At 60.8% G+C, this 23499-nt stretch carries 11 protein-coding genes (1 of these 11 only partly in view); 9 read left to right on the top strand and 2 right to left on the bottom strand.

The annotated features are described in order from the left end of the window. The 3 genes from ACR9Y2_RS12620 to ACR9Y2_RS12610 form a co-directional block, all read left to right on the top strand. Window positions 1–1120, top strand: partial view of a sugar transferase gene (locus ACR9Y2_RS12620; protein ID WP_435041663.1) — the 3' portion only. Its footprint begins 227 nt before the window's first position; the window shows 1120 of its 1347 coding nt (coding positions 228–1347); the start codon falls outside the window, past its left edge; it ends in the stop codon at window positions 1118–1120. 85 nt (window positions 1121–1205) lie between these two features. After that, the gene (locus tag ACR9Y2_RS12615) at window positions 1206–4127 is read left to right on the top strand and encodes a PAS domain S-box protein (protein WP_435041662.1); all 2922 of its coding nucleotides are present in this window, start codon (window positions 1206–1208) and stop codon (window positions 4125–4127) included. Between the two features lie 130 nt (window positions 4128–4257). Next, on the top strand, window positions 4258–4875 hold the full coding sequence (locus tag ACR9Y2_RS12610; RefSeq protein WP_435041661.1) for a phosphoribosyltransferase family protein: 618 nt from the start codon (window positions 4258–4260) through the stop codon (window positions 4873–4875). 18 nt (window positions 4876–4893) lie between these two features. Here the strand turns inward: ACR9Y2_RS12610 and ACR9Y2_RS12605 are convergent, their stop codons facing one another. Further along, window positions 4894–8022, bottom strand: coding sequence for a carboxypeptidase regulatory-like domain-containing protein (locus ACR9Y2_RS12605; protein ID WP_435041659.1), 3129 nt, complete (start codon window positions 8020–8022; stop codon window positions 4894–4896). 59 nt (window positions 8023–8081) lie between these two features. Here ACR9Y2_RS12605 and ACR9Y2_RS12600 point away from each other — a divergent pair, with 59 nt between their 5' ends. From ACR9Y2_RS12600 to ACR9Y2_RS12580, 5 genes are all read left to right on the top strand, one after another. Then, a complete protein-coding gene (locus ACR9Y2_RS12600; RefSeq protein ID WP_435041658.1) occupies window positions 8082–9425 on the top strand; it encodes a neutral/alkaline non-lysosomal ceramidase N-terminal domain-containing protein in 1344 nt (447 codons plus the stop codon). Then, window positions 9425–10672: a hypothetical protein gene (locus tag ACR9Y2_RS12595; RefSeq protein ID WP_435041656.1), complete on the top strand. Its 1248-nt coding sequence runs from the start codon at window positions 9425–9427 to the stop codon at window positions 10670–10672. The genes ACR9Y2_RS12600 and ACR9Y2_RS12595 overlap by 1 nt, the downstream gene beginning before the upstream one ends. A gap of 43 nt (window positions 10673–10715) precedes the next feature. Continuing rightward, entirely contained in the window at window positions 10716–11558 is an 843-nt protein-coding gene (locus ACR9Y2_RS12590; RefSeq protein WP_435041654.1) for an ROK family protein, read from the top strand. Then, a complete protein-coding gene (locus ACR9Y2_RS12585) occupies window positions 11555–11959 on the top strand; it encodes a RidA family protein (protein WP_435041653.1) in 405 nt (134 codons plus the stop codon). The genes ACR9Y2_RS12590 and ACR9Y2_RS12585 overlap by 4 nt, the downstream gene beginning before the upstream one ends. Before the next feature lie 628 nt (window positions 11960–12587). Next, window positions 12588–16010, top strand: a complete 3423-nt coding sequence (locus tag ACR9Y2_RS12580) for a carboxypeptidase regulatory-like domain-containing protein (protein ID WP_435041651.1) — start codon at window positions 12588–12590, stop codon at window positions 16008–16010. A 65-nt stretch (window positions 16011–16075) separates the two neighbouring features. On the opposite strand, the gene ACR9Y2_RS12575 is transcribed toward ACR9Y2_RS12580, so the two are convergent. Then, the gene (locus ACR9Y2_RS12575; protein WP_435041650.1) at window positions 16076–19087 is read right to left on the bottom strand and encodes a TonB-dependent receptor; all 3012 of its coding nucleotides are present in this window, start codon (window positions 19085–19087) and stop codon (window positions 16076–16078) included. A 1159-nt stretch (window positions 19088–20246) separates the two neighbouring features. Between ACR9Y2_RS12575 and ACR9Y2_RS12570 the strand changes: the two genes are divergently transcribed. Then, window positions 20247–23366 (top strand): carboxypeptidase regulatory-like domain-containing protein, encoded by a 3120-nt coding sequence (locus ACR9Y2_RS12570; RefSeq protein WP_435041649.1) that lies wholly within the window; start codon window positions 20247–20249, stop codon window positions 23364–23366. Window positions 23367–23499: the final 133 nt, after the last annotated feature.

Here is a 23499-nt window from a genome sequence, read left to right as displayed (position 1 = left end):
GGTCTTCTTCCAGTACGCCCAGCGCATTGACCTGAGCCGCCCCTTCATTGGGCTCCATTTCATCTACGCACTGGTCTTCCTTTCTACCTTGCGACTGCTCGCCCGGCTATCGGCTCCGGCGTTTTTTGGAGCTGACTCGTCGCTGCGTCACTTATATGTAGTGGGGACCGGACCTACGGCGCTGCGGGTGGGCAGACTGATTGAACAAAGTGAGCCGTATGGATTGCGGCTGCTGGGATTCCTGGGCGATGGCGAGGGACCGGTCAGGCTGTCCCGTGAGTATTCGGTTTCTCCCCTTAAGCGGCTGCCGGAGCTGCTGCGGACCGGGGTGGTGGATGAGCTGGTTTTCGCTGTCTCGGCGGACAAGCTACCCCTCATGGAAGAGACCTTCCTTCTATGTGAAGAGGAAGGAGTCCGGACCCGGGTTCACGTCGATTACTTTCCGCATATCCACAGCAGGGTGGGGTTGGAGCGGCTGGAGGGTGAGCCGATGCTGACTTTCGCCGGCGCTCCGCACGACGAGATCCGGCTCCTCATCAAGAGGGTGACCGACCTGGCCGGCGCCTCGCTGGCCCTGATTGTGCTTTCGCCGCTGCTCGCGACAGTGGCGCTGTTGGTGAGGCTGACCTCGCCGGGGCCTATCCTATTCCGGCAGATCCGCTGTGGTTTGAACGGCCGCAAGTTTTCGCTGTTCAAGTTCAGGACGATGGTGGCGGATGCGGAGAAGCAGCAGGCCGCACTGGAGCACCTGAACGTCAAGAAGACCAATTTCAAGATCCCGAACGATCCGAGGCTGACCCCTCTGGGCAAGTGGCTGAGGAAGTTCTCCATTGATGAACTGCCGCAGCTATGGAATGTGCTGCGGGGCGAGATGGCGATCGTGGGGCCGAGACCGGCCGTACCGGAGGAAGTGGTCCGGTACGAACGGTGGCAGCGCAGGCGGCTCCGCATGAGACCGGGTCTCACCTGCCTGTGGGCGCTGAATGGCCGCGACCAGTTGGATTTCGAAGAAGTGATGCGTCTGGACCTGGCGTACATCGACCAGTGGTCTCTGAGCCTGGACTGGAGCATCATTCTGCAGACGATTCCAACGGTAGTGTTGGGCAAAGGCGCGAACTAGACAGCCCGTCCCCTGCGACAACGGACAAAGCGGTACATTGGACGATACCTGAAGCAGGTCGAGTCCTGGTGTAGGAAGTTTTTGCATGCGGTCCAATCTCCATGGTGCGCGCGGCAGCATCCGGCTATCCCTGATACTCAGCGGCTTGATCCTGGGTATCGGCGGGGCGGGCTATTACTACTACGCGACGAGTAGAATCGCGATCCGCAGGGAAGTGGCTGGGGATCTTGCATCCATCGCCAAAGAGAAGGCGACGTTACTTTCGGCGTGGCGCGGGGAACGGATTGCGGATGCCTCGGCGGCGGCGACGGCAGCTGTGCTGATGCCGGAGGTGGGGCGACTGCTGGACGGGCATGCCAGCGGACAGGACCGGGCATCGATCGCCTCCTGGCTGGAGACTTTGCGCGGCACCTACGGCTATGCTCATCTTTCGCTGGCGGACCTGACCGGGCGTCCGTTGATCGAGGTGGGCCGAACAGAAGCATCGCATACGCAGCTGGCAGCGGCGGCGAACGAAGCAGCCTCATCACGGACGCCGGTGTTCCGTGATTTCGACGTGGCCGAGAACCGCCTCTCTCCGCATGTGGGAGTGAGCGCCGCGTTGCGTTCCACAAGCGATGGCGCGGTGCTGGGCATACTCCTGCTGGAAGTGGACCCCGAGGCGCGTTTGATTCCGCTGATTCAAACGTGGCCCACCGCAAGTCCCACGGCGGAGGCAGTATTACTGCGACGCGAGGGTACTGAGGTGGTGTTGTTGACGCAGTTGCGCCATCAGCCGGGCACCAAGATGACGCGAACCCAGATCGAGCGCTTCACAGGGCAGAACGTCAAGCCGGTTGCCGGTGTGCCGGGAACGGGCGAGATCTTCGACTATCGCGGCATTCCGGTTGTTGCGGCGTGGCGGATGGTACGCGGAACGAACTGGATAGTCGGCAGCAAGGTGGACGCGGCCGAAGTATTCGAGCCGCTGAACAATCAGGCGCGGATGCTGGGATTGATCCTGGCTGCGTTGATGCTGGCCGGCGCTACGACAGGGATCGTGATCTGGAGGAACCAGCAGGCGGCGCACTATGAGCAGCAATTGGAGTCGGCGCAGGCGCTGCGTTCGGTCACCGAGACTCTGCGTGCGATTGTGGACTCAGCGCCGACGGCGATTCTGACTTTGAACCCGGATCAGGTAGTGACCAGTTGGAACAGGGCAGCGGAGCGGGTGTTTGGCTGGACGGCGTCGGAGATCGTTGGCCGTCAGATCCCCATCGTACCCGCGGAGACGGATGCAGAGTTCCGGGCCGAGTTCCAGCGCGTGGTGGATGGGGGCACGATCGAACGCCGGGAAGTGCATCGCAAACGAAAGGATGGCAGCATGATTCCGCTGGAGCTGACGGCGGCTCCGCTGCGCAATGCCGAAGGAGTGACGACGGGCGCGGTCGCACTGCTGCTGGATCTCAGCGCGCAGAAGCAGGCCGAAGGCTCCCTGCAGGAGATAGAAGACCGCTGGCAGTTTGCGGTGGAGGGCGCGGAAGAGGGCGTCTGGGATTGGAATCTCGAGAGCGGGAAAGTGTATTACTCGCGACGGTGGAAAGAGATTCTCGGGTACCGCGATGAAGAGGTTTCCGATTCCCTGGACGAATGGACCAGCCGCCTGCATCCAGAGGATGCAGCCCGGAACATGGAAGCAGTGCAGCGCCACTTCCGCAGGGAGACCCCGGGCTACCTGATCGAATGCAGGGCCCGCCGGAAGGACGGCAAGTATGTGTGGCTGGTGGGCCGCGGCAAAGTGATTGTCTGGAGCGAAGAGGGCCAGCCGCTGCGTTTCGTAGGGACGATGGTCGACATCACACAACGCAAAGAGTTGGAAGAGCGGCTGAGGCAGGCACAGAAGATGGAAAGCGTGGGCCGCCTGGCGGGCGGCGTGGCGCATGACTTCAACAACCATCTGACAGTAATCGAAGGCTACGCGGAGATGCTGATGTCGCAGCTGCCTCTGGAGAGTCCCTATTATGCGCAGGCGAGGGAGATCCGGAGTGCGGGGCTGCGCGCGGGCATGTTGACGAGGCAACTGCTGTCGTTCAGCCGCCAACAGCTGCCTGAGACACGCCCCTTGAATCTGAACGACGTCATCAATGACCTGGAAAAGATGCTGCGGCGCCTGATTCGATCGGACATCGAGTTGACCACCGTGCTGGCGCCGGACCTGCAAACGGTAATGGGAGATGCTACGCAGCTGCAGCAGGTGTTGATGAACCTGGTGGTGAACGCGCGGGATGCATTGCAGGACGGCGGGCGGCTGATCATTGAATCGAGCAATGCCAACTTGACCGAGCCTTACAGCTCAGGCCAGCAACCGGTGCGGCCAGGTGCATATGTCCTTCTGACGGTGAGTGACACGGGCTGCGGGATGGATGAAGCGACGGTGCGCCAGATCTTCGAGCCATTCTTCACGACCAAGCGCAGCGGCGAAGGAACGGGGCTGGGCTTGTGCACGGTGTACAGCATCGTGCAGCAGTTGGGCGGTTGGATCTGGGTCTACAGCGAGCCGGGGAAAGGGAGCACCTTCAAGATCTACCTTCCGGCTGACGGACGGCCGGAGCAAGCAGACGAGCGAGTGGCGCAGCAGCCTAACTCGAAGGGGACGGAGACGATTCTGATTGCGGAGGATCACGATCAGGTTCGCGGCTTCAGCGAATCGGTGCTGCGAGGCCTTGGATACGAAGTATTGACGGCGCGCGACGGCGAAGAAGCGCTGCAGGTGGCGGCGGCGCACACGGGCCCGCTGCATCTGCTGTTGACGGATGTGGCGATGCCACGGATGAACGGGCGGGAACTGGCTCGCAAGCTGCTGACCAAGAAGCCCGATCTGAAGGTGCTGTTTATTTCCGGGTATACCGCCAATGTGATCGCGCAGCAGGATGTGGCGGAACAGGGGCTGGAGTTTCTGCCGAAACCATTCACGCCGGATCAACTGGGAGAGAAAGTACGGTCCATTCTGGGACCGGCGTCGAGCTGAGTATAGGGCAGCGGGCCCGCCACCCGCGGCACGCCAGCGAGTGACACAATAGGGGCGGCGGCTGCGCTGCAGGCTCCCTAACCAGGGTGAGCGGGCGCGCGGCCGAGGCAGAAGGAGCTTCGAGAGAGCTATGCAACTGATTCCTACTGAAGATGAAGTCGTCGCCGTGTTGCGAGAGACGGGCGCCCTCCGTTCGGGCCATTTCCAGTATCCCAATGGACTGCATTCCGACCGGTACCTGCAGGTAGCGCTGGCCATGCGTCACTATGACGTAGCCAAGATGCTGAGCGTGGCGTTGAGCCGCAAACTGAGGGCGCATACGGACATTCGCGCGATGATCGGCGAGCTGTCCGTGGTGGCTCCGGCGACCGCCGGGCTGCCCGTGGCCTATGGCGTATGCGAGGCGCTGCGGGCAAAGCAGGTGTACTGGGCTGAACGCGGTGAGGACGGCGGGCCGATGCGCTTCCGTCCGTACCTGGAGCCGGCGCCGGGCGACAAAGTGCTGCTGGTGGACGACGTGCTGCGTAGCGGAAGGAAGCTGACAGAGCTGAAGTCGCTGATCGAATCGAAGGGCGCAAAGGTGGTGGGCTTGGCGGTGGTGGTGTACCAGCCAAATCCGGAGACGCCCAGCTTCGGAAACCTGCCGTTCTACTACCTGGCGAAGCTGGACGCGATGTACTACTGGGACTCAGCCGAGGCGGCGGAGAAGACTACGATCGCCGGTGCGGTCGAGACGGTCTGGACGTAGGGCGGCGCGAGTCCGCGATTAAAAACTCAACTTGAGACCCAACTGGAACTGCCTGGGATCGTAGGCCGAGGTAAACGCCAGTGGTGTGGTCGGCGAAGCGCCTTTGATGCCGGCGATGGGCTGGCGGATGGCGCTGAGCGGGACCGCGCCAACGGTGTTGTTCACAGTCTTGAAGTTGGTGTGATTGGCCAGATTGAAGCCCTCGGCCAGGAATTCGAGAGCTGTGTGCTCAGAGCCGCCGAGGCGGAAGCGGCGGGACAGGCGCAGATCCACGGAGACAAAGGATGGACCGCGGCCGATGTCGCGTCCGGCGCCGAAGGGACGATCGTTGGTGCTGTAATTGTCGCCATTCAGGTCGACGCCGGCGAGCAGGTTGAAGGGGCGTCCGGAGTTGGCCTGGAAGATGGGGGCTAGGCTCCAGCCGCCGAGGATGTAGTTGTGCGCGGGCGATTCGTAGACAGCGTTGATGACGACGCGATGCGAATGATGGAAGGGCGACAGGGCGCGCTCGCAGCGCTTGCAGAGCTGATCCATCGGCGAGAAGTCCGAGTTGAAATCGGTGAAGTCGTCGATGGCTTTGGACCAGGTGTAGTGGGCGTTGAGGGTGAGGTTATTGACCATGCGACGCTGCACCTGGAGGACGCCGGCATGGTAGTTGGAGTTGCCGTCGTAGGAAAAGATATTCTTCTGCAGGAGGGTGGGATCGATGCGGCCATAGGCGGGGGTGCCATTGGCGTTGGTGGCTCCGGTGTAGAAGAGATTGCGGCCTGAGGTACGGGCGATTTTGAGCGAGTGATTGAAGAGGTAGCCGGCGGAGACGGCCCAGTCTCCGAAGGCGCGTTCCAGCTCGAAGCTGCCTTGCTGGGAGTAGCCCTGGCGGAGGCGGTCGCTGCCGAATTCGACGCGGAGGGGAAGGCCGGGGCCGACGCGGATGCCGAGGGGCAGAAGATCTGCCGGGGTGATGGTGCGCGTGCCGAGAATGCCCTGCTTCAACATGCTCTGGTAGATATCGGCCGAGGTGGTAGGCCGGCCGGTTTGCGGATTCACGATCTGCGGGATGCCAGTGATGGGAACGAAGACCTGGTTGATGGAGCGGCCGGAAAGAGCGTCGGCGACGTTGGCGACCTGGAGGTTGGTGGGCGTGTAGTAGATGCCATAACCGCCGCGCACGACGAAGCCGCGGCTGCCGGCCGGATTCCAGGCGAAACCGAAGCGTGGGGCGAAGTTGTTTTTGTCAGTGCCAAGAACCTTCTCGTTGACTTCGATGTCGTAGCGGATGCCTGCGCTGAGCGTGAGGTCGGGGTGGACGCGCCAGCGGTCCTGCAGGAAGAAGCCGTAGCGTTTCGACCAACCGATCCAATTGGGGTTTCCGAAGCCCTGCTGATAGTAAGTGGGCAGGCCCAATGACAGCGATTGGAGCGCACTGACCGGCTGGCTGAGGACGGGCAGCAGGGCACTTTGACCGGCGGCCTGGAGGAACTGCGAGATCTGCTGGACGACGGCGGTGCTGCCGGCGGCTCCGGCAATGACATTGGAAAGCGGGATGGCTTCGCCGAAGCTGAAGCGGCCGCTGAAGAACGTCTCGGTGTCGGCAGTGTCGCGGACAGGATTGAGGTCGACGCCAAACTTGATGTCGTGGGCGTTGGAGTGGCGGTTCCAGTTCTGGATGACCTGATAGTGGCGCTCGTAGGTGCGGGAGGGCAGGAAGATCTCGCGGCCGAAGTAGCCGAAGCCGGTGACGTTCTGTTCCGGCCCCGCGCCGTCGGTGGGCGTGACGAAGACGGTGCTGAAGTTGAACATGGCGCGTGTTTCCACCACCCAATTGCTGTCGAGCACGAAGATATCGCTGAGCATGGTGGTGCCGTCCCAGAGCTTGAAGTTGCGGCCCCGGTTGTAGGCGACCAGGGCTCCGAACTGATCGTTCTGGTTGCGGAGGGTGGAGAGGTTGCCGCGGCCGTAGATGCTGTGGCGATCAGAGAAGCGATGATCGAGGCGGACGGAGACGGCGTTATCGCCTTCGCTGAAGGGGAAGGTGCCGCTGTTGGACTGGAAGAGTTTGGTGACGTAAGGATTCGCGCCGGGCGTTAGGGCGGCGGTGAGTGCGCGGCCGAGTCCGATGAGTGTGGGGCTGCCGGAGGCGTTGAGGGCGGCGAGGAGATTCTGCTGGGGCACGGTGGGGGCGTTGAAGGCCGAGCGGTCCTGCAGAATGGGGACGAAGGCGGTCTCCTGGCGGGAGAGGCGTTCATAGGCGGCGAAGAAAAAGGTACGGTCCTTGCGGATGGCCCCGCCGAGTGTGGCGCCGGCCTGGACGCGGGTGAAGCCGGACTTCTCAGGATCGAAGAAGTTGCGGGCCTGAATGCTGCGATTGCGAAGGAAGCCGAAGACGTTGCCGTGGAGATCGTTGCTGCCACCGCGGGTGACGATGTTGACGGTGCCTCCGGCGGCCCAGCCGAATTCGGCCGAGGCCGAGTTGCGATTGATCTGGAACTCCTGGACAGCTTCCTGGCTGATGGACGGGCGGACGCCGCCGGAGTTGATGTAATTCTCCACGCCATCAATGAAGAAGCCGTTGCCTCTGCCATTGCCGCCGCCAAAGCTGATGCCCGATTGCGGGGTCTGTGCGACGCGGTAGTCGGTGCCGTCGACCATGGCGGAAGTGTCGGCGGTAGCGGGCGCAAGAAGGGCGAAGTCGAGGTAATTGCGGCGATTGATGGGCAGGCCCTGAATGCGGCCGAGTTCAATCGTGTTGGCCTGTTGGACGCGTTCCCCTTCGACGACGGGCACTTCCGCCTGGACGCTGATTTCCTGCTGGACTCCGCCGACCACCATCTGAATGAGAAGCGAAAGGGTATCCCCGACGCGGACATCGACGCCTTCCAGTGTTTTGGTGGTGAAGCCGTCGGCCTCTATTTTGAGGCGATACTGACCGGGCGGCACAAGGGCGAAGTAGTAGGCCCCATCCGGGTTGGTCTCTGCGTTTCTCGAGATGCCCCGCGCCGCGTCGGTGATGGTAAGCTTGGCATTCGAAATGGCTCCGCCTGATTGATCGAGAACGGAACCTTTCACGCTTCCGGCGTTACTCTGTGCCTGCGGATACAGGACGAGAGGCAACAGGGCTAACGTCAACAGGGTACGGCACAGCATCATGAGCGACTCCAGGAACGCCGACTCACACATGAACAGAGGGATTCTAACATTACATTGATATGAAACCTACGCTCTTTCTGATCGCCTTATTCAGTACTTCACCGTATATATTTGCGGCTCCGAGCTCCAAAGCGGGGGTCGCGAAGGTGGAAATCACACCCTCAGGTCCAATTTGGATGGCGGGGTACGCGGCGCGGACCAAGCCGAGCGAAGGAGCTACGCCCATCTGGGCGAAGGCCTTGGCTTTGCAGGATTCAAAGGGCACAACGGCTGTAATTGTGACGACCGACCTGATTGGCCTGCCGAGGACAATCACGGACGTGGTCTCGGCTCAGGTGATTGAGAAGTACAAGTTGGAGCGCAGCCAGATTGTCTTCAACTCCTCACACACGCATACGGGGCCGGTGGTGCGGAACAACCTGTCGGTGATGGGGGCGCAGGAGCCGGCACAGAAGCGGGTGGTGGAAGAGTACGCGAATACGCTGCGCGACAAACTGGTGACGGTGATCGCGGCCGCGCTCGGCGACATTCAGCCGGCGACGCTGGCGTTCGATTACGGCGAAACGGGTTTTGCGACGAACCGGCGGGTGGTGACGGACAAGGGCGTGCTGCTGGGCGTGAACCCGAATGGGCCAGTGGATCACAAGGTGCCGGTGCTGCGGGTGTTGGCGCCGAACGGGCAGGTGCGGGCGGTGTTGTTCGGGTATGCCTGCCACAACACGACGCTGACGGCGGAGTTTTACGAAATTACGGGCGACTATGCGGGGTATGCGCAGTCTTCCGTGGAGAAGACCTTCCCTGGGGCAATCGCTCTGTTTGTACAACTGTGCGCGGGGGACCAGAATCCGAATCCGCGGTCGAAACTGGAGTTTGCCGAGCGGCATGGTGGGGCGCTGGGCAGTGAAGTGGCGCGGGTCGTGAAGAGTCCGATGAAGGCGGTAGCAGGGCGAATCAAGAGCGCATACCAGATGGTGGAGCTGCCCTTCGCTCCGCACTCCAGTGAGCAGTTTACTAACGAACTGAATGACAAGAACGTCTTCAAATCGAGGCGAGCCGCTATGATGCTGGCCCTTTACAAAGAGGGCCGGGCGCCGAGGACTCTGCAGTATCCGGTGCAGATCATCCGCTTTGACCAGGGATTCACGCTGGTGGCCCTGGGCGGCGAGGTAGTGATCGACTACTCGCTGTGGGTGCAACGGACGTTCCCCGGAGAGCGTCTGATGGTGGCAGGCTATTCGAACGACGTCGCCTGCTACATCCCGAGTGCGCGTGTGCTGCGGGAAGGCGGATATGAAGCGGTGGACAGCATGATTTATTACGGGCACCCTGGACCATTCACGGAAGAGGTGGAGCCCCGGATCCAGGAGGCAGTGACGAAGGCGATGACCAGGGTGAAGAAATAGTGATTGCGCGCGCGCTGCTGTGGGCAGGGGCTTGCGCCGGGATTTGCCTGGCGGCGAGTCCGCCGGAGGATCTGGTGCAGCGGGCGGCGCAGGCTCCGCCGGAGATCGCGGCCTGGCTGCTGATGAAGCAGGCGACACCGGAACGGATCCCCTCAAAAGAGCGGCGCATGGCGGTGCTGGAGGAGGCGTTCGAACTGGCGTCGCGAGCGAGCATGCCGTATCCACTGGTGCGGGCTAGCGCGGAAGTCTCGTTCGACTCGGTGGCCGGAAAGCGGCAGGAGGCGAGCCTGCAGAACCTGGATGGCCTGGGGCTACAAGTGCGGGCGGTCCTGGCCATGATGAACCTGAGTCCGGCCCGGGCGCAGGAGATGGCGCTGTCGATGCAGGTCCCGGCGCCGCCAAAGGCTACGTGTGCGGACCTGCTGGTGGCCCGGGTGGACGAGTATTACGGGCTGGCGCTGGCGATTGCACGGCGCGGCTTCACGACGAAGCAGCGCGAGGAGGGGCGGCCGGCGCAGTACCTGGCACACATCATCGCGATGTCGTCGACGCCTGGGCAACTGCTGGGTGCGGTGCGGCTGGTGGCGCAGTTTGAAACGGGCGAGAAGGAGCGGACGGCGTTGATCGCGGCGCTGGGCTCGGCCCTACGGTCGGCGCCCGCGGATCCGCGGTCATTTGCGGCAGTTCCGGAGTTGGACGAGGAAGTGGAAGGGCTGGTGCAAGGGTCGCAGGAAGGCACTCTGCTGGCCTCTGCCTACAAATACTTCGTGGGTGTGCAGCAGGCGAAGCCATGTCCGGCGGACGAGGCGCCGGAACCGCTTTCGGCGAAGGGTTTAGCGCGGGACCTCGGACAGGCGTTGAATGAACTGCGCATGGCGTCGGATGCCAAAGCTGACGACTGGACGCCTCGATTCACAGCCGTGCTGCACCGTGTGGAGGGCTGGCGCCCCGAACAGGGACAGGACGCGATGGAGTTCTTCCAGGGCAAGGCGGGCCTGTACCGGAAACTGCTGGATGTGGCGCCGGATGATGCCTTGTTGAACGCGTCGCTGGCGTCGTATGTCGGGTTTCTGCGGGACACCCCGGTGAAGAGCGATCATCCGGCCGAGTGGATGGCGCAGTTCCGGAGGATGCTGCAACCCTGGGCTCCAGCGGGCCAGCGGAGTGTTGCCATGGCGCGGGAGGAGATCCGGCGCAGTGGAGACGCGGTGATGAACCTGCTGGCGGATTCGGGCGAGTCGTTCTAGTCGGGCGCGGGCAAGGGTCTGGCGGTCGCGGCATACTGTAGGGATGAGTTTGTACGGAGCCGTGGAAGCAGGCGGGACCAAGTTTGTCGTGGCCGTCGGCGATGATCCGTTGCAGCCGCGCGAGGTGCGGCGTTTTTCGACCTCCAACAATCCGTTGGAAACCCTGGCGGAAGTGGTGCAGTACTTCCAGGAGCGGGGTCCGCTGAAGGGCGTGGGCGTGGCGACATTCGGGCCCATCGACTTCGCCAGCGGCGCGATCACGAACACTCCGAAATTGGCATGGCAGAACTTTCCGCTTCGCGATGCTCTGCGGCGCGGGCTGAATGTCCCGGTCGGGTTTGATACCGACGTGAACGGCGCGGCGCTGGGCGAAGCCCGCTGCGGTGCGGGCAAGGGACTGGAGAACCTGGTGTACATCACCGTAGGCACCGGCATCGGCGGCGGAGCCCTGGTGGGCGGGCAACTGGTGCACGGCCTGATGCATCCCGAGATGGGACACCTGCTGGTGCGGCGCGCCTCGGGAGAAAAGGTTGATTTCGCGGGCGTGTGTCCGTTCCATGGCGACTGCCTGGAAGGCCTGGCGAGCGGTCCGGCGATGCAGGCACGGTGGGGCGTACCGGCCCACGAACTTCCACCGGAGCACGAGGCGTGGCGGATTGAGGCCGACTACCTGGCGCAGGCTTGCGTGAATCTGGCATGCGTGGTGTCGCCGCAGGTGATTGTCCTGGGCGGTGGCGTCATGGGGCAACGGCACCTGTTTCCCCTGGTGCGGACACGGGCCGAAGAGCTGAGCCAGGGCTATCTGCCGTTGCCGGCGATTGTGCCGCCGGGACTGGAGTATCCGGGTTTGAGCGGGGCGTTCGTCCTGGCGATGGAGGCGGCGTGAGCGAGCAGAGAATCAACATATCCTCTGGCGCCAAGTGGGAACCGGTGGTGGGTTACTCGCGGGCAGTGCGGGTGGGCGCGCACGTCTGGGTGGCCGGGACCACGGCTGTGGACGAAAACAGCGAGATCGTGGGCGAGGACGACGCGTATGAACAGGCGCAGTATGTCTTCCAGAAGATTGGGCGGGCGCTGAAACAGGCGGGCGCAAGCCTCGACGACGTGGTGCGGACGCGGATGTTCATCACGCATCTCAGCCACCAGGATGCCATCGGGCGGGCGCATTTCGAGGCGGTGGGCCATGTGCGGCCCGTGGCGACAATGGTCCAGATCAGCGGCCTGGTAGATTCGCGACTACTCGTAGAGATCGAAGTGGATGCCTACATCGCCGATACCGGCGACTGAGCCATTCGGGCCGAGCCAAACAATCGTCACAGCACCCAGCGCTCCGGAGTCATCGGGGATAGGTGCGCTCGAGCGAGCAGGTCAAGATCCGGCGGGCCTGGACAAGCGCATTGTACTGCGATCATTCACCGCAATCAGTAGATCTTTTGGTTTGGGATGGCAGCGGGACGCCACAGGCCTGATCGAAATAGCCGGCGGCCGTACTCACTTTGGCACAGAGCATCCAGAATTATCCAATCTTTTGGATATCGCGGCGCAACTGTAATTACTTGCTTCTGTTACGTACCAGCCAGAATCAGCAATAAGTATTGCGGAAAACGATATTCCCAATCTTTCGGACAAGGACTCTCCAGCTTGCTCTTTCCTGGCTCCATCTCCATGAATCGACATAACCAACTGATTTGAAAGGTTTTATAAACCATCTACTTCCACCGATGAACTCTTCCTGCAAATTATCCAGGGTGAGCCAATAGCCCTTTTGAGTTACATTAATCACTTTAAATGTGAAGCTGTAAACGGCATTATGAAGACAGCGGACTCCAAGTGGATCAACAGCCGCCTGGAGTTTCGAGGGCTTTGGGCGCGCGAAGCATCCGTTGGCTACGCCGGATTTTCGCTGGGAGTTGAAATGAATAGGAAGATCTACGGACAGAACATCGTAATCAACGATGGTCTAAGACCATCTGGAGCCGTCCTTCTCAGGACGTTGCTCTCACTCTCTCTATTGTCTATGGGCGCCGTTGCGCAGGAGACCATGGGCGGCCTGCAAGGGACCGTTAAGGATCCAAGCGGCGCTGTCATCGTCAACGCGGCCGTGGAAGTCAGGAGCCCCGCGCTGATCGGGGTCAAGAAGCAGGAGACCGACCAGGGCGGCTACTTCCGGTTCGCCAACCTGCCGCCGGGTTTGTACTCGGTCTCGGTGACGACCTCCGGATTCCGCGGGTACCGGAGAGAGAACATTGCGCTGGAAGTGGGCCGATTGCCTTCGCTCGACATCGTGCTGGAGGTAGGTTCGACCGCCGAGGTGGTGGAGGTCGCGGCCGATGCGGTGACCATCGACGTCAGCCAGAGCAAGGTGCAGACCAATATCGGCAGCAACATTCTGGCCAACGTGCCGACACAATCGCGGTCGTTCCAGAGCGTGATTCAGTTCGCGCCGGGGGCGCGCAGCGAACCGTTGCAGGCCGGCTACCAGATCGACGGCGCGAGCAATTCGGAAAACGCCTACCTGGTGGAAGGCATGGAGACGGCTTCGTTGTTCGATGGTCATTCGGCCGCGAACGTCCCGATGGACTTCATCCAGGAAGTGCAGGTGAAGACGAGCGGTTTTGAGGCGGAGTATGGGGGCGCGCTGGGTGGCGTGGTCAACGTCATCTCGAAGCGCGGATCCAACCAGTTCACAGGCAGCCTGTTCACGTATTACTCGGGCTCCGGCCTGGATGTCGGACCGAATCCGACACTGATCAAGAACCCGCTGGTGCCGACAAACGCCAATGGCGCGAAGCGGTTGGACCAGCCCGCTGAGACCTATCAGCCGGCGCAGGATCATTACCGCACAGTGACACCTGGTTTCACGCTGGGCGGATATCTGGTGAAAGACCGGCTGTGGTTCTTCGCCTCCGGCGCGCCCGAGTATCAGGTTCTGGGACGGACTGTGAACTTCGCGGCGGCTTCAGGTACTCCTGGCCTGCGGACGTTCAACCGCAACATTGACACCTACTACTCGACGGGGAGGCTGGACTATCTGGCGACGCAGAAGATCCGGCTGTATGGATCGTGGTCGTACTCGTATGCGAAGGGCACCGGCACTTCCCTGCCCCAGGCCGACGACCTGAGCAGCCAGTTCAATTCGAACTCGACGACGAATCCGGACAACTGGAACAACGGCATCGGCTATGTGGCTCCGAACGTGATTTACAGCTCGGGCGCGGACATCACCCTGACGCCGAACCTGGTGCTGACCTCGCGGTTTGGGTATTTCTACTACGACTATCAGGACCGCGGGTTGGCCAGTGGGTTGAAGTATATCTACCGCGACACCAACTATCCGTACAGCACAGGCAACGCTCCGGCGCTGGCGACTACGAAGGCGCTGGATGGAACGCTGCTGCCGTCGCAATATGTGAACTCGACGGGCTGGACGAACATCGGGAACAACACGCAGACCGTGTTCGACCAGTGGAAGAAGTACAACTTCAGCCAGGACCTGGCGTGGTTCAAGCGGGGCTTCGGCACGCACAACCTGAAGTTCGGTTACACCTTCAACCACGGCACGAACAATACGATCAGCGGCTACAACTCGGCGGACGTCTTTGTCGCGTACAACGTGCCCTATGGACCGCAGACCACGAACGGCATCGCGCGATGCCAGGGCATCATCGCCCAGAACCAGAGCCTGTACGGGCAACCGGGCGGAGCGGCCGATGGCAGTTCATGCCAGGGCTTGTGGGGTACGGTGAACCTGCGCGACCTGGGTACGGCAGGCAAGGTGGGCGGCTGGAATCATGCGTTATACGCGCAGGATGCGTGGACGATCGGGCCGCGGCTGACAGTGAACGTGGGCGTGCGGCTCGACAAAGAGAGCCTGCCCTCCTACAACTCGTTGCCCGGCTTCCAGGGCATCAATTTCGGCTGGGGCCAGAAGGTGGCGCCGCGACTGGGCGCCGCCTATGACGTGACCGGCAAGGGCAAGCTGAAGGTTTACGGCAGCTTCGGCTACTTCTTCGACATCATGAAATACCAACTGCCGCGCGGCAGCTTCGGCGGCGACTACTGGCACGACTGCGTGTACGCGCTGGACACTCCAAACTTCACGCAGATCCTGCCGCAGCGGGATGCGCAGGGGCATTACTGTCCGCTGGGCGGCGGCGCCACTCCGGCGGTGGGCAACTTCCCGGCCAACGGGCTGCGGTTCATCGAGAACTTCGATTACCGCGAGCCGGCAAACGATCCGAACCAGGTGGGTTCGCTGGGATCAACGGGCCTGGTCGATCCGAACCTCAGTCCGATGAAGCAGCACGAGATGGTCTTCGGCGCCGCATGGGAAATCACCCCCTCGCTGGTGTTCGAGCCGCGGTACTCGCGAAAGCGGCTGGACCGGACGATTGAGGACGCGGGGACGATCACGCAGAACGGCGAGGTCTACTACATCGTGAATCCGGGCTATGGCGTGAACCAGAGCGTGCAGGACTGTAATGGCTGTCCGCCGAACCCGAAGGCAATCCGCAACTATGACGGGATCGAATTCCGCCTGACGAAGCGGATGAGTTCCAACTTCACAGGTTCGGTTTCGTACACGTACAGCCGGCTGTACGGCAACTACAGCGGCCTGACGGCCACGGATGTGAGTGACGGCGGCGGCGGACGGAACGCCGCGAACAGCGACCGGGCTTTCGACGAGCCGTTCATGCAGTTTGACGCGCACGGCAATGTAGCCAATGGTCCGCTGGCCACAGATCGTCCGCACACCTTTAAGGGGTATGGCTACTACAACCTGCGGTGGTGGAAGGTGAACGCAATGATCGGCGGGTTCCAGCAGATCTACTCGGGCACACCGCTCAGCAGCTATATCAGCGTGTGGGGCGCTCCAGTGTTTGTCGAAGGGCGCGGGAATTTCGTGAACGTAACGCGCGATGCGACGACGGGCGACTGGTCGGCGAGTGGGGTGAGTTCGAAAAGAACGCCGATCTTCAGCCAGTCGGACCTGAGCTTCTCGCAGGACTTCAATGTGAGCAAGTCGAACGAGAAGATGAAGGCGCGGGTCGGGGTTGAGATCTTCAACCTGTTCAACCAGAAGAGCGTGACGCTGGTGAATCAGAACCTGATCAGCACATCGGGGCTGAATCCGGCGCAATGCGGAACGGCGGGGACGAATTGCACTCCGACGCAGATCAACCAGTCGGGCTTTGATTACGGGGCCCTGATGTCGAAGGGGTATGACTATATCGGAGCAGCGAACTCGCAATCGAGGACGTTGAACAGCCTGTATGGGATGCCGTACGGGTGGCAGAATCCGCGGAGCATGCGGTTGACGTTCCGGCTGACTTTCTAGTCGGAAAAAGCAAAGGCGGCGCCGGTGGGCGCCGCCTTGCTGGATTAGTTCTGATTCCTGATCGGTTAGAAGAGGAAAGAAACCTGCAGACGAAGCTGACGAGGAGACTGGAAAGCGCTGGCCAAGCCGTACATCGGGTTGGTGCGGAGATCCTGGGTCTTCATCAGTTGCAGGGCGTTGAAGCCCTTGAACACGTCCGCGTAGTCATCGAAGCCGATCTGCCCGTCGTTCTCGTGAAGGAGAGTCTTATTCTTGTCGGTCACGATGGAGCTGTTGAAGAGGTTGAAGACCGCGAGTTCGAAACGGGCCTTCAGCGCTTCATGGCTCTTGAACGGGGTGATCTCGTGCATCAGGTTGATGTCAAAGTTGTAGAACACGGGCGTGCGGCCCAGGTCGCCACGGCCGTAGGGGAACGCCGGGGTGGTGGACACAACGTTGACTTCAGTCGTGAGCGGAACACCCGAATAGAGTTGGATGTTCGGAGCGAAGGTGGTGGTACCGAGCTTGCTCTTCGCGCTGTAGGTGCCGAAGAACTTGAAGGTATGCGGGCGATCGGTAGCCAGGCGGCCGTAGCTGTACTTGCCGGACTGATCGATGCCGACCCAGGGCTGATCGTAGTAGCGGTTGACGTTCGGGCTGGTGCGGCCGTTTTCGTCAGAGCTGGCCAGACCGCTGTAGTTGCCGTAGAGGCGGCTCCAGGTGTAGCTGGCCGTGAAGTTGTAGCTGCGGGCGAAACGCTTGTCGAGGCGGAACTCAACGGCGTCGTAGTCGCGCTGGGCTTTCGGCGACGTCGGGATGCCGGGGCCCATCCACTTCAGCCAATTGGCGGCGCTGGCGGTGACGCCATAGCCCGGGTTGGCAATGAGGTAGGTTTCGCCATCTTCGCCGATGTAGCCGGTATCTTCGATGGTCCGGATGAGGCGGCGGTTGGTGTAGCGGACGGCGCCGACGAGCATCGGGTTGATGCTGTATTCGACACCGAAATCCATCATGCGCTGTTTCATCGGCTTGAGATCGGGGTCGATCAACTGGGCCGAGGGGTCGTTGGACGGAATGCGCCAATTCACGACTTCGAACAGCTTGCCGGGCAGCTTGCGCGGATCGGCCGGGATGCCGGTATTGGTTCTGACCACATTCGCATCGTCGAGGGAGTAGTAGTACTCCAGCCACACGTCACCACCGAAGCTGCCGCGAGGCATTTCGTACTTCATGATGTCGTAGAAGTAGCCGAACGAACCGTAGACGCGCATCTTGCCGTCACCCTTGGGATCCCAGGAGGCGCCGACGCGAGGGGAGAACTTCTTGCCCCAGGAGAATTCGATGGGCGGAGCGGCTGTCGTCTGGCCGGCCACCGAGAAACTGGGGAGGTATTCGCGTTCGGTACGGATGCCGAGGTTCAGGGAGAGGTGCTTGTTTACGCGCCAGTTGTCCTGCAGGAAGATCGCGTGGTTGGTGCTGGAAGCGTCGCCATAAGTACCAATCTGGCGATAGCGGTAGAAACCGAGGGTACCGGTTTGCGCGCCAGAGCACTGGTTGGTGATACAGGTCCACTTGTTGTTCCAGTAGTAACGGTAGTAGCCGTTGGCCCAATCGCTGCGATTGACGGAGTTGGACAGGAGGTTCGCCTGCCAGCCGCCCTTGAGCGTATGCTGGCCACCGAAGCTGAAGGTGTAGGACGCATCGGCGTTCAGATTGGTGCGCTTGTAGATGTCGAACACGACCTTCGTCGTGGGGTTCTGGATGTAACCATTCGGCGCCCGCAGATCGGCGGGCGGAACGGTAGTCGAGTCGCCCGAGTAGTAGATCGACGTGAAGCTGGGCAACCCATAGTCGGTGTTGTTGTTGCTGTAGTTGTAGCCGCCGCGGAACGACAGGATCAACTTGCTGCTAACAATGTAGTCGGCCTGGCCGGAGAGAACGTTTCCGGGGCTATAATTGCCGAGGCCGGAGTAAGGGCTGGTGAACGAACTGGTGCCATCGGCGGCCGGCAGGTTGCCGCGGCCGTAACTGGGATTCCAGATCCAGGTCGCGTTGAGCCGCAGCTTGCCGAATGGCACTGCGTCGAGCTTCCCGATCGTGTTCTGATTGAATTCCTTGCGGTGGTAGTTACCGGTGTGGCCGTCATTGAAAACGACATACCGATCGGTGTTCGTCGTCGTCGGGCTGAAGCCGGCGAAGAAGAACAGGCGGTTCCGCAGGATGGGGCCAGCGAGATTGAACGTCGGATTCCAGGTGGTGAACTGGTCGACCTGCTTGTCGCTGCGATTGAAATACCGGTAGGTGTCGTCACTGCCGCTGGTCGGATCCAACTGGAGAGTCGGCCGCGGACGGGCCTGCATGGCCGAGTTGTTGAAGTAGAAGCCGGCGAAGCCGTGAATGTCATTGGAGCCGCTGCGGAGGACCGCGTTGACCACGCCGCCCATGGCGCCGCCGTACTGGGCTTCCATGACACCATTCTTCACCTGCACCTGCTGGATCATTTCCATCGGGATCTGATTCCGCTTATCCAGGGTGCCGTTTTGCACGTTTCCGACTTCGAGACCTTCGAGATAGAACGTGTTTTCGGAACCGGAGGAACCGTCCACCTGATAGCCGCCGCCCTTGCCTTCGTTGCGGGCGCCGGGAGCCAGGGCAACCAGGCTGTCAAAGCCGCGGCCCTTGGGCAGGGTGTCAAAGAATGTTCTGTCAACCACGACCGCCGAAGAGCTGGAGTTCGTGTCGACGAGGACGGCGTCCGCGCTAACCACAACACTCTCAGTGACTTGTCCGACTTCCATCTTGAAGTCGAGGCGGGTTGTACGGCCCAGGTTCACGGGGACCGAGTTCTTCTTGACCATAGAGAACCCTTGAGCCGTGCCACTCACCGTATAGATACCGGCAGGAATCTGGCTGATTTGGTATTGGCCGGTCGCGTCCGAATTAACTACGATGGGACGCGGAAGAGAAGGGCCGGTTACTTCGACCTTGGCGTTAGGAACTGCTGAGCCGGAGGCATCGGTCACCTGTCCGGCGATAGTGCCAGTGGTCTCCTGACCGACCGCAATGCCTGCCAGCAAGGTGACTAGAGCCAGGCACACGGTTAAGAGGCTTTTTGAGCCCCTGAAGCATTTGATTAGTTTACTTAACACTGAAACCTCCCAAAATTAGGTTGATTGGCTACTCCCGAACGATTTCACCCCGCCGAGTCCATAAACCAACGTGGGCCTGGAACGAGACTGTGAAACTCTGCTGGGAGCGTCCGATCGGGACCGGGAGATTTGCTTCGTAGTTGGGGCAGGGTGGCGTTTTGGCGCTTGGAGTGGTCGGGTCACAACTAGTGTGAATGGCCACCTGCAACCTGGTCGCAGGAGTTGCTCCAACTCGATTTCGAGCTCTTCGGACGGTTGGTAAACCCCCCGGAGAAGCTATCATCCAAAGCACTCCTAAACTCCCCAAACAGAGATCACACGTCAATGTGTTGATTGTAACATCACGGGAGCTTATCAAGCCATCAAATTGAGCATACGCGGATCTGATGTTCTTAACTTCCCCACCCGTTGCCGGGCATCCGCGGTTTCAAGACCGTAACTTTGCAAGTGTAACGAAACAAAAGTAAACAAACCAATCGGAGATTCACTGCAAGTTCGCCTTCGCTTCGCCCCAATCGAACGATCTGGCTCTCAAAACCGTTGAAGTTCGCATCAAAAATCAGATATTCGCCTCCGTTACACCGGCCAGACAGGTGCTCGCCGCTGAGCTTCTGCGTATCTGCTTCAAAATCTCGAGTGCGTCTCCAGACGGAAGTGTAGTGATTTATCCAGACAACCTATCTTTCGAGCAAATCCCTGCAATCTACACATAAATGTTTCAAAGGGAAAACTTGTAACTGGAATCCAGTTGGCTGCAGTGGGGACCGGACCGGCAGGTCCTTTCGCCCCGCGAGCGGCCAGCGACAGTGACAGGCAGGTAACTCAAACACTTGGAGTTACTTGGTCGCGTTGCAGGCGTATCAGCACCCCCTGCGGCTGGTGGCACGCCGCCGAGGCAACGGGGCAGTTTTGCGGCGGAATACGACACCGAAGCAATGTACCCGATGTCGATAGAATTAATACAATTGAGGCTATTTGTAAATTCTTCATTGACATACAGGGATGCCGTATTTTACTCTTGCAAAATCCTCCTCACCAAGGAGTGGGCTTTGAGGCATCGCGCAGCACCACTTAACCAGGGTGCTTAGCAAAGGAAAGGGAGATCTGTATGCTTAAGCGTAGTTTTGCGGCAGTGAGGACGTGTGTTCTCCTGCTCGCAGTTCTGTTGGGGTTAACGGGCGCTCTCTTCGCTCAGGAAAACTCGGGCCGGATCGACGGCACGGTGCTTGACGAGACTGGTGCCGCAGTGCCAGCCGCGAAACTGGTGGCTTCGGCGCCAATTCTGCCGAGAGACCTGGAAACCGTATCGGACGGAGCCGGGTACTTTGCTTTCCCGAGTCTGCCGCCTGGCGTGTACTCCATCACCATTACGAAAACCGGCTTCACCACGTCGAAGCAGGTGAACATCCGAGTCACCCTCGGTGCGAAGATCACGCTGACCCCGAAGTTGGGTGTCGGCACGGTTTCCCAGACCGTGGAAGTCACGGAAACCGCGATTTCGCTGGACGTCACCAGCAGCCGTACCTCAACCAACATCACTTCCGACCAAGTCGTTGAGCTGCCCAAGTCGCGCAACTTCAATAGCCTTCTTGCCATGGCCCCGGGCGTGCGCCTGGAATCCAAGTCCGGTTCCGCCGGTGTCGGCGGTATCTCCGTCGACGGCGCCAGCGGCTCTGAAAACGTCTTTATTCTGGACGGCGTCGAAGTCAGCAACACGCTGAACGGCTCGCTGGGCGGTTCCGCCAACATCCCGTTCGAGTTCCTGCGCGAAGTGCAGGTGAAGAGCGGCGGTTTTGAATCTGAGTATGGTGGTGCGACCGGCGGCGTGGTCAATCTGGCCACCAAGAGCGGCAGCAATGAATACCATGGGGAACTCAACTACCAGTTCACCAGCAATCAGCTCAACCCGCGGCCCCGCGGCGCGTGGCAGACGTCTCCCCTGAACGCCGACGTGGCCGATTTCTTTGCCCCTACCGAAGACACCTATCGCAAACAGTACCCCGGCTTCACCTTTGGTGGCCCGATCCTGAAGGACCGCATCTACTTCTTTGTGGGCTACATGCCGGAGTTCATCCGGAATATGCGCACGAACCACTACGACGCAGCCTCGAACCCGGTGACCGCGAACAAGACACTCGGCACGCGTCAGTACAACCAGGAGCAGATCCAGCACTATTCGATCGCGCGCGTTGACTATTCGGCGACCTCCAAGCTGAACATCAACACCTCCTGGCTGTGGTCTCCCTACCGCCTGTCGGGCACGCTGCCCTCCACCGACATCCGTCGCGCTCCGCCGTCGAACGACCTGACGGTGACCGGCGGTTGGGCGCCAACCCAGGCCTTCACGGCTTCGGCGACCTACACGGTCACCCCCAAATTCCTGGTCACGGCCCGTTATGGTTACAAGTACGAGAACGCCAAGTCCTCGAACTACGGTCTGCCGGGTGTTCCCTATTACACCTATCAGACAGCGTCAGCATCCTCTCCTGTGCCAGTGCCCTCCGGTGTGGCGGGTTCCAATGGCTTCTCGAGTTCAAGCTCGACGCTGGCCACGGCTCGCGACATCACGACGCGTAACAACGTCTATGTCGACGCCACGAAGATCTTCGAAGCCAAGGGCCAGCACTCGGTGAAGTTTGGTTTCGCCTTGAACCGCCAGTCGAACGATGTGGCCACCGACTACACAAACGGCCGCTTCCTCATCTACTGGGGTGAAAAGTACAGCCGCGGCAGCATCAACCAGGCCACCGGCACTTATGGCTATTACACCTGGGAAGACGGGGTCCGCCTGAACTCCAACGTGAATGGCCGCAACATGGGCTTCTACGTACAGGATGCGTGGCGCATTCATTCCCGCGTCACTGTCAACCTGGGTATCCGTCTGGAGAACGAGTTCCTGCCTCCCTACAAAAAGGAACAGGCTGGCGTGAAGATTGCCAACCCGATTTCGTTCGGCTGGGGCGACAAGGTGGCTCCTCGTATCGGCGTGGCCTGGGACGTCCTGGGCGACGGCAAGTGGAAGCTCAGCGGCGGCTACGCCTCTGTGTTTGACGTTATGAAGTTCAACCTGGCTCGCGGCTCCTTCGGCGGCGAGTTCTGGGTTACCCACGTTTACCAGTTGAATGATCCGAACGTGCAGAACCTGGCCAAAGGAAACCCTGGCGTGTTGGGCACCCAGATCATCAGCTACGACAACCGCACCTTGCCGATCAACTCGGCCGGCGTCATTGATGGAAACGATCCGAACATGAAGCCGTACCAGACGAAGGAGCTCTTCTTCAACCTGGATCACCAACTGAGTGACAAGATGGTTGGCGGCATCCGCTACACGCGCAAGCGCCTGATCAATTCGATCGACGACATCGGCGTGCTGGATGCGGAAGACAACGAAGTCTACCTGATCGGCAACCCGGGCCGCGGTCTGACCCGCGACACCAGTTCCGTTTACGGACAGAAGACCCCGAACGGCAAGGAGTTTCTGGTTCCGCAGGCGACCCGAGACTATGATGGCGTGGAACTCAGCGTACGCGGCCGCGTAGCGCGCGGGATCCAGATGAATGCTTCGTACACTTACAGCCGCCTGTACGGCAACTACGCCGGCCTGGCCAACTCGGATGAAAACGGCCGTTCGAACCCGAACAACGATCGCGCGTTCGACCTGCCGTACTACTACTTCGATGGCAGCGGCAGCCAGCAGAATGTGTTTGGACGCCTGGCAACGGACCGTCCGCACACCTTCAAGGTGTTCACGAGCTACGACCTGAAGACGCGTGCAGGCTCGACGATCTTCGGTTTGAGCCAGTACGCCTACAGCGGCACGCCGTTGTCGACGTCGGTGATCTACCAGTCGGCGCCGACCTATACCAACGGTCGCGGCGACATGGGCCGGACGCCGTTCTACACGCAGACCGACATGCAGGTTTCGCACGAAATCCCGCTGACCGAGCGGTCCAGGTTGCGCCTGGAAGCGAATGCGATCAACCTGTTCAACCAGGCGGCGGTGACCAACGTTCAGCAGCAGATCAACCGCAGCGCGGCCATCACCGCGGCGGAACTGCCCCTGAGCCAGTTCTTCGGCGGCTACAAGCTGAGCGACTACGTCAATCCGCAGAACATCAACAAGATCACTGGGAAATCGACCAACGCCCGTTACAGCCCGATCTACCAGCTGCCTCTCGCTTACCAGAGCCCCAGAGAGATCCGCCTGGGCCTGCGCTTCATCTTCTAGAGAAGCGTTCCAGTTAAGCGCGGGTACGCCCGCATCAAACCGGCTTCCCTCCCAACGGACGGAAGCCGGTTTTGTTTGTGCAAGGCTCAGATATTTGAGGCAACTCGTCAAGTCCGAAATGGCAGAATAGGCA

This window comes from Paludibaculum fermentans (assembly GCF_051172195.1).
Taxonomy (GTDB): domain Bacteria; phylum Acidobacteriota; class Terriglobia; order Bryobacterales; family Bryobacteraceae; genus Paludibaculum; species Paludibaculum fermentans_A.
The sequence above is the reverse complement of the archived record's forward strand: the minus strand, read 5'-3'. Positions and strand labels throughout refer to the sequence as shown.

Excerpts from the sequence above, each read along its gene's own strand:
- ACR9Y2_RS12615 (WP_435041662.1), top strand. The coding sequence starts at position 1,206 with ATGCGGTCCAATCTCCATGGTGCGCGCGGCAGCATCCGGCTATCCCTG.
- ACR9Y2_RS12600 (WP_435041658.1), top strand. The coding sequence starts at position 8,082 with ATGAAACCTACGCTCTTTCTGATCGCCTTATTCAGTACTTCACCGTAT.
- ACR9Y2_RS12605 (WP_435041659.1), bottom strand. The coding sequence starts at position 8,022 with ATGATGCTGTGCCGTACCCTGTTGACGTTAGCCCTGTTGCCTCTCGTC.
- ACR9Y2_RS12590 (WP_435041654.1), top strand. The coding sequence starts at position 10,716 with ATGAGTTTGTACGGAGCCGTGGAAGCAGGCGGGACCAAGTTTGTCGTG.
- ACR9Y2_RS12580 (WP_435041651.1), top strand. The coding sequence starts at position 12,588 with ATGAATAGGAAGATCTACGGACAGAACATCGTAATCAACGATGGTCTA.
- ACR9Y2_RS12610 (WP_435041661.1), top strand. The coding sequence starts at position 4,258 with ATGCAACTGATTCCTACTGAAGATGAAGTCGTCGCCGTGTTGCGAGAG.
- ACR9Y2_RS12570 (WP_435041649.1), top strand. The coding sequence starts at position 20,247 with ATGCTTAAGCGTAGTTTTGCGGCAGTGAGGACGTGTGTTCTCCTGCTC.